Here is an 11,921-nt window from a genome sequence, read left to right as displayed (position 1 = left end):
TAGGGGTTGAAGGTTTTTTGGTTGAACGGGATGGACGCGCGTCCCGCTTTGCTGCGAAGCGATGCAGCGCCTTCATGCGGGGGTTTCCACGGGGCTGGAGAGCGATGCAGCGCGGTCTTGGGGGTTCCCCCCATGAGCGACTGCATCAAGACAGGTGCGGACGCAGGTTCCGCACACAGACCCATGCGCCATGAGCGACTGCATCAAGACAGCGCGTGGCCTTTTGGCCAAGGTTCAACAGTCAAAGGGCTAACTTTCAACCAGCTAACTTTCAACCAACTAACCTTCAACCGATTAACCTTCAACCTGTTAACCTTCAACCTGTTAACCTTCAACCTGTTAACCTTCAACCTGTTAACCTTCAACCTGTTAACCTTCAACTATTGGTTGATACATTCACAGCTACATTCGGTGGTGTCGTTACCAAAGTTGCTGTGATCGGTTCACTTAAATTAAGTAACCATCCTGGCTGTAGTCCCAGAACCACAATCAATAGGGCTAAAACCAGCCCTGGTAATTGTTCTGTGAACTTAACGGTCGGTAAATCAGTTAAATGGGTAGCCAGGCGACCAAAGAAGGCTCCACCAATTAGTTGTAAAAAGTAAACAACCGTTAAACCGGTGCTGAGCATGCATAGGATAGTTGGGATTGGTAATACCTGGAGACTACCCCAGTAGACCAGAAACTCAGAGATAAATCCCACCATGCCAGGGATACCAGCACTAGCCATTACACCAAGCACCATCAAACTACCAACTACTGGCAGACCTCGTTCCGGATTTAATAAACCATTGAGGATAGTGATATCCCGTGAGCCAGTTTTTTTATAAATGATACCGACTAATAAAAACAGTAGCGCTGATATTAAACCGTGACTGATCATATGCAAAACTGAGGATACCAACGCTAGCTTAGTGGCAGCAGCAGCAGCTAACAGAATGTATGCCATGTGAGCGACAGAACTATATGCCACCATTTTTTTCATGTCTTTCTGGACAATGGCATTGAACGCTCCGTAGAGGGAACTCACTGCTGCCCAAATTCCCAACCAAGGTGCCAGAATTGTCCAAGGTTCCGGAAACAAACCTAAGCCAAACCGCAACAAACCATAGGTACCTAATTTCAGGAGCACACCAGCTAATAGAATTGAAACTGGGGTTGATGCTTCCACGTGGGCATCTGGCAACCAGGTATGGAATGGCACAAAGGGAATTTTAATCCCGAAGCCAATTAGAACCGCTCCTAAGAGAACTAATTGCTGAGCAACGGGTAGTAATGATGCTAGCTCCCTGGTCTCGGCGTAGCTAAAGCTAGAGGAACCACTCAAAAACACTAAGCCCAGGAATGACGCTAGAACCAAGGCTCCGGAAAGGGCTGTGTAGAGGAGAAACTTGGTTGCAGCATAGCCTCTGCGCTTACCCCCCCAAATGGCAATCAACAAATATAGGGGAATCAGTTCCAGCTCATAGAAGATAAAAAACAGCAGTAAATCCTGAGCTAGGAAGGCACCGGCAACAGCACCATTGAGCAAGAGCATCAGAGCGTAATACAACCTAGGCCGAATGGTGTTGGAATCTGTGCAATACAGGGCAATTGCGGTTAGCAGACCATTTAAGATCAGTAACGGCAACGATAGACCATCTACCCCTAAACTATAGGTCAAACCAATTGCCTGAATCCAAGGAATATTTTCCTGAAATTGTAGATTTACGTCACCGGGGTTAAACATGGTCATCAATATTACTGACCAGAGGAAAATACCACCAGTAACCACCAAGGCAACTTGACGAGCTGCTTTAGCCGTGACATTCCCGGGCCAAAACCCCACTATCGCGGCACTCAGTATTGGTACCAAAATCAAGGCACTCAGCATAAATCGACCAGTCTCCTCATCATTGTTTTACTAACTGTTCTTATGGGGTTGTTTGGTTGCAGGTTGTTTGGTTGAACGCGATCGCGTGGCCGAAAGGCCAAGGTTGTTTGGTTGAACGCGATCGCGTGGCCGAAAGGCCAAGGTTGAAGGTTGAAGGTTGAAGGTTGAAGGTTGTTTGGTTGAACGCGATCGCGTGGCCGAAAGGCCAAGGTTGAAGGTTGAAGGTTGTTTGGGGTTGAAGGTTGTTTGGGGTTGAAGGTTCAACAGTCAAAGGGCTAACCTTCAACCTGCTAACCTACCCTACGGGAACGCCAAAGGCGAACAACCTGCTAACCTTGGCCTATTGGCCACCCGTGCGCGTTCAACGGGCTAACTTTCAACCTGCTAACCTACCCTACGGGAACGCCAAAGGCGAACAACGGGCTAACCTTGGCCTATTGGCCACCCGTGCGCGTTCAACGGGCTAACCTTCAACCTGCTAACCTACCCTACGGGAACGCCAAAGGCGAACAACCTGCTAACCTTGGCCTATTGGCCACGGGTGCGCGTTCAACTAATCACCTATCAACAATGACCACTGCTCCAATGACCACTGACTCCAAGACCACTGATTCAAGGGCCAGGTGATGAAGATTGCTAATAAGCTGATTCCTAAAAGGATAGTCAGTACATAAAACTGTGATTTACCCGAAACGCTGTATTTTAGGCTTTGACCACTAAATACTGTTCCTAGACCAACCAGATTGACTAACCCATCAACGATATATCTATCAACCCAAGCTGTAATCTTGGAAAATAGGAGAACAGCAAACACGATGGTGTAACGATACAGTTCGTCCAGGTAAAAGTCATAGGCGAATAGGTCTTGGAACAATTTCAGCGGCATCCGAATTGAGCGCGACCAGGTTCTGGGTAGGTAAATTAAAGCCCCTGTAGTGCAACCTACGACACTAGAGATTATCAAGCTTACCTCGGCTAGGAGATTGAGATCCTCCCATTCCGATAGCAATTCCATCGGACGTATTAGCACGGGTACCAGCAATGTCACTACCGTTAACGCTACCATTGGTAAAGCCATAGCCCACGGTACTTCTGGTGCTCGACGGGTCTTCGCTTGGGGTTTCCCTAGGAAAACTAGCCGAAACACCCGGACTAAACCTAAGGCAGTAACTGCGTTCACGAAGAGAAAGGGTATGACCAGAAGAGGGGCATCAAACCAAAAGGCGTTAATCCCTTCACTCATTGCCCAAAAGCCACCCAGGGGGAAAAGTCCAATCAGACCAACCATACCCACGGCAAAGGCAGTGCTAGTAGCAGGCATTTTTGACCATAAGCCCCCCAATTCAGCTAAATTTTGGTTATTGGTGTTGAAGATTACCCCCCCGATGCTCATGAACATCAGAGCTTTAGCACAGGCATGGGCAACCAGTAAAATCACACCAATATCAGCACGCTGCATTCCAACCGCGATAAATACTAAACCAATGTAAGCGCTGGTGGAATGGGAAAGCGATCGCTTAATATCGATTTGTGCGATCGCTACCAGTGAGGTTCCTAGTGCTGTGATAGTACCAATAACTACTAACACTGATAAGGTCAACGGTGAGATCATGGTCACGATCGGCACCAGTTTAATCAGCACATAAGTACCACAAGTCACCACCAAAGAATTTCGCAGTACTGAAGCAGGATTAGGTCCCTCCATCGCCTCATCCAACCATAAATTCAAGGGGAATTGGGCACATTTACCAATTGGACCAGCAATCAAAGCCAATCCCAGTAAGTTACCTACCAGTGGCGGTAAATTAGCTGAATAAGCCCAGGTATACAAGTCTGAAAAGGTTAAGCTTCCCGCAAAGGTCGCTAAGGTCACCACCCCAACTAGCAGCAAGATATCTCCTACACGCTTAGTTAAAAAAGCATCTCGGGCAGCTTTGAGTGCTAAAGGCTGAGCATACCAAAAACCCACAATTAACAAAGTACACACCGTGAGCATTTCCAACAGAGCGTAAGTCAGGAATAAGGAATTACTCAAGACAATCCCGATCAATGCCCCTTCAAAAAATCCCATCAGGGCAAAGAAGCGAGCTAATGCCCAATCTTTCTCCATATATCCGAGAGCATAGAGTTGGGCCAATAGACTTAGGCTGGTGATAAACTCCATTGCTCCAGTACTCACTGGTGAGACTTCCAGAACAAAAGATATATCAATATCAGCAACCATTAGCCAGTGAAACTGTATCTCTTGCACTGCTTCCTGTAATGAAGCCTGGAAGATCAGCCAGCCATGAATGCAGGCCAAAAGTGTCATCAACAGGTTAAAGTAAGCCGCTGGTCTTGGTCCCGTACGACGCACTATTCCTGTTGCCCAGGGGATAGTTAAAAATGCCCCAATCCAACCGTAAATGGGAACTACCCAAATCGTCTGAGTAAGCAACTCAGTCATCACGCCTTGACCTCATCATTTCATTGAATCAATTAAATAAAAATCGGTACTAATTAGCCCAAACGAATTTTTAAAGTGACGATTTTCCTCGCTTTACAGCTAATAATGTCGTGATTTGTCTTAAATCATTAGTATTTTTATAACTTTATCAGTTAACGGTTATCTCGGGCATAATTTCGACAGTTTTTTACCGAATATTTTTTTGATTTTTACCATAAACCACGGGTTTTGACATCATGACAAGTAACCTTTATAGAACCGAGCAAGCTAACGGATTCAAGGTCAAGTCGGGCTTGACAACCGAGCCAGCTAATGGATTAAAGGTCAAATCAGGCTTGACAACCCATCTATCCACCGATTTATGCTTAGTCAGGTTAGAGCGACCCAGTTCCCCGTGCCGTCAGCCAGGAACTCGGTGACCGCACTCAAATTCTGGGTTGAGTGAGGATTACTTATCTAAAAGTTATAAAAAAATTATAAAACAAAAGCAACCATTCTCCAAAACGGTGAATTTTCGTTAACTAATCTAGCTGACCCCCTCGTAATGTTAAGTTATGTTAAGGTCTCTCATTAAGAAGTATTATCATATTTTATATTGTCAAATACGCCAAGGTTCTCTATGCTTAGTTTTGGTTGTCGTTTAAACAAAGATGTTGAGGGCATTCCCCGTCTACTATCTTTGTTTCAGCCGGGGTGTTAGCGTAGCGTGGCCTATTGGCCAGGGAAACAATCACTTTTGGTTAGGCAAACCCACACCCCCCTCCACCCTTTAATCCCCCCCAAACTAACCATGAGGCGGATTAAGCGAGGAGCAAGGGAAGCACAGAAGCACGACCAATACACTTAGCTACCTGAGTTAGCTACCTGCAATGGGCTTGGTCGGCTCACGTTCTGACGGTGTATCGAAAAGGCCGATTTACCCGGCAACATTGCAGTTATCTGCAATGCCATAGAAACCCTAACTACACTGCCCTAACTACACTGCAAGGTTAGTTAGGGAGCGTTCATCACTCTTATTTGACTAATCCACTAGGAGAAAAGCGAAATGCCAATTGCTGTTGGAATGATTGAAACTGAGGGCTTTCCAGCTGTTGTAGAAGCAGCTGATGCGATGGTTAAAGCCGCTCGCGTCACCCTTGTGGGTTATGAAAAAATCGGTAGCGCTCGTGTAACCGTGATTGTGCGGGGAGATGTTTCCGAGGTGCAAGCTTCCGTATCTGCTGGAATAGAATCAGCAAACCGGGTGAATGGAGGTAAGGTGGTATCCACCCACATCATCGCTCGTCCCCATGAAAACTTAGAGTATGTCCTACCAATTCGTTACAGCGAAGCTGTGGAACAGTTCCGTAGCTACTAGCCAAGATGCTCCTAAAAACCATAGAGAGTCTAGAGGCAATTGGCACAAGCTTGGGTGCTGAACTCGTTGGTATGCAGTGACTATAGGTTTAGCTTAAGGGCTTATATGCCGTCACAACCATCCCACGTGTGGTCAGCGCGTGGGTTGATCAAAATCTTGATAAACGTCTAGGAGTAAAATTCATGTCAATTGCTGTGGGAATGGTGGAAACCCTTGGTTTTCCAGCGGTTGTAGAAGCCGCAGATGCTATGGTGAAAGCGGCTCGTGTCACCCTTGTGGGTTATGAAAAAATTGGTAGCGCTCGTGTAACCGTGATTGTGCGGGGAGATGTGTCTGAGGTGCAAGCTTCCGTATCTGCTGGGGTTGATAACGTTAAGCGTGTTAATGGAGGTCAGGTATTATCTACCCATATTATTGCTCGACCTCACGAAAACCTGGAGTATGTTCTACCAATTCGTTATACCGAAGATGTGGAACAGTTCCGGGAGAGTACTAACGCCATCCGTCCGATGAACCGTCCATAATCGTCCGCCAATTTGAGATTCAAGACATGCCGGTGTCAAGTAGGGGATTTGCTTACCATGAGGGGAGAGATTGCTTGATCCACTAGTTTTGGCTTGGCCATATAACTGCTCCCTAATCCATCTCCCCCCAAGTCCTGTCACCCCAAGTCCTGTTAATAAGTTAGGTCAATGCAAATTGCCAAGGTCCGAGGCACGGTCGTTAGTACTTATAAAGATCCTAGTCTTAGAGGAACTAAATTCCTTTTCCTGCAATACCTAGATGATGCAGGAGAGCCACTCCCCAAGTATGAGGTAGCAGCTGACATAGTCGGTGCTGGTATAAATGAGTGGGTGCTAGTCAGCCGTGGCAGCGCGGCTCGGCAAGTTGGTGAGAGTGACAAGCGTCCCATCGACGCTATGGTGGTGGGGATTATTGACACGGTCAGTGTGGACAATAGCATGCTCTACAGCAAAAAAGACCAGTATTAGTGAGTAGGTTCGGACAATAGTAGCTTTGGGTAGTAGCTTTGGGTAGTAGCTTATGGCTTGTTATCCATTGCTCGATTCTGACTTGGGCCCTTTTGCTTTCCAAAGCAGTTATTTGTAACGATAAGCCATAACGGTAGAGGTTAACTATTAACAATCCAGCAATTTCTGCGTGATTACAATTCCCGAGTGGGAGCAGCAGAAATAACTAACCCCCAATCCTCAAGTGTGGGGCTTGACAAAAATCTATTTCATGACAGTGTATCTCAAATAAAAATTAGGAGGAAAACATCTATGGCATTTAGCACCCAGGCAGCTCCCCCAACACCTTGGTCACGGGATCTGGCTGAACCAAAAATTGATGACACAGCTTATGTCCATTCTTTTTCCAACATTATTGGAGATGTAGAGATTGGGCCAGATGTATTGATTGCCTCGGGAACCTCGATTCGAGCTGATGAAGGGGGACCATTTTACATCGGTGAAGGTACCAATATTCAAGATGGTGTTGTGATTCATGGTCTTGAAGACGGTCGGGTTGTTGGGGATGACCAGAAAGAGTACTCAGTTTGGATTGGCAAGGATGCATCGATTACCCACATGAGCCTGATTCATGGTCCTGCTTATGTTGCGGATGATTGCTTTATTGGCTTTCGCTCTACGGTGTTTAATGCTAGAGTTGGCAAGGGCTGTATTGTGATGATGCATGCCCTCGTTCAGGATGTCGAAATTCCTCCCGGTAAATATGTTCCTTCCGGAGCGGTGATTACTAATCAGCAGCAAGCTGACCGACTACCGGATGTAGAAGAGCAAGATAGAACGTTTGCTAACCATGTGGTGGCAATCAATGATGCATTGCGGGAGGGTTATCAGTGTGCAGAGGATGATTCCTGCATGATTCCCATCCGTAAGGAAATTGCTGACAATGCTGACTCTAATGGTCATAGTAGCCCTGATAGTTCCCATAAATCTTTCAGATCAATGTCTTCAAATACAGGATTAAGTTCAGAGCTTCAACAACGAGTTCGTCAACTGTTAGGCCAAGGATACCGAATTGGTGCTGAATATGCTGATGAGCGTCGCTTCCGTACTAGTTCCTGGAAGAGTGCTTCCGGAATACACTCCGATCGTGAATCAGAAGTGCTCCAATCCTTGGGTGATTGTCTGGCAGACCACGCTGGTGAGTATGTCCGACTAATTGGGATTGACCCGAAAGCTAAGCGCCGGGTGTGTGAAGAGATTATCCAAAAACCGGGTGGCCAAGTGTCTCGGAGTTCCACTGGATCTGGTTCAAAAAGCTACAGCCCCTACAGCTCTGCTCCCCAACGTCCTGCGGCTGTGTCTAGTAATGGCTTAGAGTCATCAGTGGATGATCTAGTTCGTCAACTGTTGTCCCAAGGGTATCGGATTGGTATTGAGTATGCTGATGAGCGTCGCTTCCGGACTAGTTCCTGGAAGAGTGCCCCTGGCATAAGCTCCGATAACGTATCACAAGCTTTGGCAGACCTAGGGGCTTGTTTGGCAGACCACGCTGGTGAGTATGTCCGACTGATTGGCATTGACCCGAAAGCCAAGCGCCGGGTGATGGAAAAGATTATTCAAAAACCAGGGGACACTGCAAAGCCTGCTGCTAAATCTGCCCCTAAGACTAGTAGTACTCCTAGCTATACTGCCCGTTCAACGAAATCCTCAGGATTCAATGGCAGCAAGGTTTCTGGTTCATCCTTGAGTCAAGATACCATTGAGCAGATCCGTAGCTTGTTGTCCCAAGGTTATCGCATTGGTACTGAACATGCGGATAAACGTCGATTCCGCACCAGTTCTTGGCAGAGTTGCTCCCCCATTGATTCTACTCGGGTTTCAGAGGTGATTGAAGGTCTAGAAGGCTGCATGGTTGAACATGCTGGTGAGTATATACGGTTGATTGGTATTGATCCGAAAGCTAAACGGCGTGTTCTAGAGACGCTGATTCAAAAGCCTTAATTTATAAGCATAGCACAGGGAACAGGGAACAGATAGGGAAGTGTGGGAAGTGTGGGAGGTGTGGGAAGTGTGGGGAGATGGGAAGAAGCCCCAATACCGTACTGCATCCCTTAGAAAACAAACCGTCAAACCCTATCCCCCTACTCCCTTGCTGCGAGAACCATTTAATTTAAATCAAGACCAGCTTATTTATAGGTATTAGACTTCTTGCAACGGTAAAGAAGCCCTCAAAAATGATAGTGCTAGAGTCAAATTTAATCCCAAAACCCTTTACCCAAAACCCTTTACCCCCAAAACTGCGGCGAAGTCTACTGTGCCAAAAATTATGCACTTGCCTAAACTTCAATTGAGTAATAATTCTCATATATACGTGGAAGGAAATGTGAGCATTGATCCTAGTGCTGTTATTTCAGCAGGGGTAATTTTGCGAGCGGATCGAGATAGTAAAATAACGATTGCAGCCGGTGTTTGTATCGGTATGGGAGCAATTATTCATGCTCACAAAGGTACTGTGGAGGTGGAATCAGGAGCGAGTTTAGGCGCTGGGGTTCTGGTCGTGGGGAAGGGAAAAATTGGCGCTAATGCTAGTATTGGCTCCCTGACGACAATTTGGAATCATTCTGTAGAATCCTTACAAGTTGTGCCATCAGCGTCGGTGTTGGGGGATAAGGGGCGTCCATTACCGGAAGAGTCTCAACCAACTCCTGATACCTTGGAGCAGAAACCTCAGGAGTTGTCATCAACTGTACCTGATCAAAGCTTCACCACGGAATCTGTGAATGGTCAAGTGCCATCCACTAGTAATACGGTGGCTACAGATACAACAGATACTAATACTATAGAGACTAATAATACACAGACTAATAATACACAGACTAATAATACACAGACGAATACTACACAGACGAATACTACAGAAACTATTGAAGCTGAGACGACGGCGGAGTCGCAGACAGAATCACCAGCTCCGAAGACTCAGCCTACTGTTCATGGGCAGGGGAGCTTGAACCGATTACTGGATACTTTGTTTCCCTATAATCAATCTTTTAATAGTCCTAGCAAAGATACATNTAGCTGCCTNANATCCATCTCTTGTTTGCGATCGCGTAATTTGCGTTCGCGTAGCGGCTCCAAAGGAGCATCGCGTAGCGNGACCAAAGGTCAATTCGAATAATTTGCGATCGCANTAACAGCTTCCTAGAAGTATCCCCTACGGGTCATGATCACTTCCATAGGTGACGCTCCTACACTTCCCTACCGTTAAGTGTAAGCTTTCTAGCACTCCTTAGAGCTACTAAAACTTCCTTGAGGTNTANTATAGTTATAGAGCTATCTATAACCGATTCCCTTTACGGCGTTTTATAGTGGGAACACGCCCCAGCCCCACTCGTTTTAGGTTAATTGCNAGCATTTACGTCGCGATTCAACCAATAACATTTCTTGCTCATCCCAATACTCGCGGGNGGCAATCCGTGAATANAAACTCGTCTCGATAGCTTAACAGCTGAGAGGTATAGGCAGGGTTACACTTTTTNGTTACTGCTCCAGGCTTTTCCAGCTATGTAGTCCCAGTACCTCAAAGAACTGCCCAAACCCTGGCGTCCAACCAAGACTTTTTTAATCCAGATTTAGCAGACTGTCCATTAGGCAAATATCCACCCTTCCCATCTGGTTTGGGTTTATTTCGTTTATTTAAACCNTTTAAGTTCAAATTTNATAAAATAGAAACTTTTTTTCCGGTTCTAACCAGAGCATGAGCTGTTTTATAGGCATAATCCTTCCGGCTCCTNAGCAATCCGTTGAATGTATTCTCGCTTCACGCGATTGCAATTTCCTTCTAGCTTTACTNCCTTTTGTCTGGCATTCTTTTTTTTTNTGTACCTTTTCTAAATCAGAATGANTTTTTACGGTAAGACTTAAGTGAAGGTAGTTTTGGTGTTTTCAGATGTTGCTAGATAAATCGTCTCTTGTAAAGTACCGCATCCCAACCTATGCTATTATCCCCAAGTGGGAAAANCNTTTTTGGTGTAAGCGTTGGTACTGTAGAATCTTTCTAAGCATAAGGGTTGTTTACCAACCATGGTTTTCTTTTGGTGATTAGAATATTCTTGAGCTTAAACCCGTCGGGCAGCGGACGATGTAGTCGTACTTNNGGCCAGCCCTTGNGTTTACTTATCTTTAAGCAATATCCATTTCCTCTCGATTCTAGCTACAGAAAAACAGTCTTTCCCATCTATCTTTAAAGTCCTGTATCTAGCTTGATTTTTAAATCTAGGTTTTCCCGCTACGACTACCATTACAATCGCCTTTGATGAATCGGACTGAAAGCTAGGTCTGCTCTTTTACATACGTCCTGTAAAGTATTCGCCGGAACTCGGGTAAAGTCCAGCAATTCACCTGAGTGGACAACTGTCACCAAGTCTTTTTTCCCAGAGGTAACAGCTTTTTTTGACTGAAATAACCCGGGGTTATCTCTGAGTTCTGGTAGATAAGTAATCAACGGGACAAGAATTAACAGCAGTGCGGTTTTTCATTCCACCACCGAAAGCGATCGCCCAACTGCCAGTTGTACCAGTACCGACAAATCCGTAGCCAATCATTTAGTTCTAGTTTTTGTTGACTACTTGGATAAGCCTGGTATTGGTAGTTGAGCAGCATCACGATCACCTCCTAGNTTTTATTGCGCTTTACATATTATNGGCTGTAGTGGTTCTCAATTAGGTGGAAGGGACTTTCNTCTTAGGGAGTAGGGAGATGGAGAGATGGGGAGATGGGGAGATGGGGAGATGGGGAGATGGGNGATGGGAGATGGGGAGNGTGGGAAGTGTGGGNNGNNGGGAGGNNGGNNGTGTGTGGGGAGATGGGGNGGGTTGGGAAGTGTGGGGAGATGGGGAGAATGGGAGGGTGGNAAAGGTGGTGNGGNGATGGGGNGANNTGGGGAGATGGGGAGATGGAGGTTTTTNTATTATATTTTTTGGCTAANTTTNAAAATTAATTAATTCATACTNTTANAAATCCTATACTAATCAAGGCAATTTGNNCATNGGCANNTTTAGGGGTTTTNGATAAAGTATTGNACATGGTTTTTTTAGGTGACTATAATTNAAGCTAACTCNTNTTAGTTTAAAAGAGATTATGATAAATCCTTAATAATTTNATCATAACAAAAAAATCCTNTTNATATTTCCTACTGTTAAAAAAAAAAGGGGTGTATCTGAATTTTTGATGCGNGAANTCGGTGGTGCGTTACGGGGGCAGGCTATCTCACACTNG

The 11,921-nt window shown here is 45.7% G+C and carries 11 protein-coding genes; 6 read left to right on the top strand and 5 right to left on the bottom strand.

The window, feature by feature from the left end; all coding sequences use genetic code 11:
* Nucleotides 1–72 precede the first annotated feature (72 nt).
* The 3 genes from BJP34_RS49460 to BJP34_RS40930 form a co-directional block, all read right to left on the bottom strand.
* A complete protein-coding gene (locus BJP34_RS49460; RefSeq protein WP_267876377.1) occupies nucleotides 73–204 on the bottom strand; it encodes a hypothetical protein in 132 nt (43 codons plus the stop codon).
* Between the two features lie 172 nt (nucleotides 205–376).
* Nucleotides 377–1,873, bottom strand: coding sequence for an NADH-quinone oxidoreductase subunit M (locus BJP34_RS25510; RefSeq protein WP_070394761.1), 1,497 nt, complete (start codon nucleotides 1,871–1,873; stop codon nucleotides 377–379).
* A gap of 30 nt (nucleotides 1,874–1,903) precedes the next feature.
* Entirely contained in the window at nucleotides 1,904–2,137 is a 234-nt protein-coding gene (locus BJP34_RS40930; protein ID WP_149031180.1) for a hypothetical protein, read from the bottom strand.
* On the opposite strand from BJP34_RS40930, the gene BJP34_RS40925 reads away from it, so the two are divergent.
* Nucleotides 2,116–2,340 carry a hypothetical protein gene (locus BJP34_RS40925; protein WP_149031179.1) on the top strand — a complete coding sequence of 75 codons (225 nt, stop codon included), beginning with the start codon at nucleotides 2,116–2,118 and terminating at the stop codon, nucleotides 2,338–2,340. The two genes, BJP34_RS40930 and BJP34_RS40925, sit on opposite strands and share 22 nt — an antisense overlap.
* A gap of 86 nt (nucleotides 2,341–2,426) precedes the next feature.
* Here the strand turns inward: BJP34_RS40925 and BJP34_RS25505 are convergent, their stop codons facing one another.
* Nucleotides 2,427–4,319 (bottom strand): NAD(P)H-quinone oxidoreductase subunit F, encoded by a 1,893-nt coding sequence (locus tag BJP34_RS25505; RefSeq protein ID WP_070394760.1) that lies wholly within the window; start codon nucleotides 4,317–4,319, stop codon nucleotides 2,427–2,429.
* Between the two features lie 1,045 nt (nucleotides 4,320–5,364).
* Between BJP34_RS25505 and BJP34_RS25500 the strand changes: the two genes are divergently transcribed.
* The 5 genes from BJP34_RS25500 (at nucleotide 5,365) to BJP34_RS44510 (ending at nucleotide 8,850) form a co-directional block, all read left to right on the top strand.
* Entirely contained in the window at nucleotides 5,365–5,676 is a 312-nt protein-coding gene (locus BJP34_RS25500; RefSeq protein ID WP_008185070.1) for a carbon dioxide-concentrating mechanism protein CcmK, read from the top strand.
* A gap of 182 nt (nucleotides 5,677–5,858) precedes the next feature.
* Nucleotides 5,859–6,200 (top strand): carbon dioxide-concentrating mechanism protein CcmK, encoded by a 342-nt coding sequence (locus BJP34_RS25495; RefSeq protein ID WP_044493402.1) that lies wholly within the window; start codon nucleotides 5,859–5,861, stop codon nucleotides 6,198–6,200.
* Nucleotides 6,201–6,368: 168 nt separating this feature from the next.
* Nucleotides 6,369–6,668, top strand: coding sequence for a EutN/CcmL family microcompartment protein (locus BJP34_RS25490; RefSeq protein WP_008185074.1), 300 nt, complete (start codon nucleotides 6,369–6,371; stop codon nucleotides 6,666–6,668).
* A 291-nt stretch (nucleotides 6,669–6,959) separates the two neighbouring features.
* Nucleotides 6,960–8,648: a ribulose bisphosphate carboxylase small subunit gene (locus BJP34_RS25485; protein ID WP_070394759.1), complete on the top strand. Its 1,689-nt coding sequence runs from the start codon at nucleotides 6,960–6,962 to the stop codon at nucleotides 8,646–8,648.
* Between the two features lie 40 nt (nucleotides 8,649–8,688).
* Entirely contained in the window at nucleotides 8,689–8,850 is a 162-nt protein-coding gene (locus BJP34_RS44510; RefSeq protein WP_158517474.1) for a hypothetical protein, read from the top strand.
* A 2,309-nt stretch (nucleotides 8,851–11,159) separates the two neighbouring features.
* Here BJP34_RS44510 and BJP34_RS50545 read toward each other — a convergent pair.
* A complete protein-coding gene (locus BJP34_RS50545) occupies nucleotides 11,160–11,306 on the bottom strand; it encodes a helix-turn-helix domain-containing protein (protein WP_149031178.1) in 147 nt (48 codons plus the stop codon).
* Nucleotides 11,307–11,921 lie beyond the last annotated feature (615 nt).

This window comes from Moorena producens PAL-8-15-08-1 (genome assembly GCF_001767235.1).
Classification (GTDB): Bacteria; Cyanobacteriota; Cyanobacteriia; order Cyanobacteriales; family Coleofasciculaceae; genus Moorena; species Moorena producens_A.
Note: the sequence above shows the minus strand (reverse complement) of the source record. Positions and strands in the feature narration are given on the sequence as shown.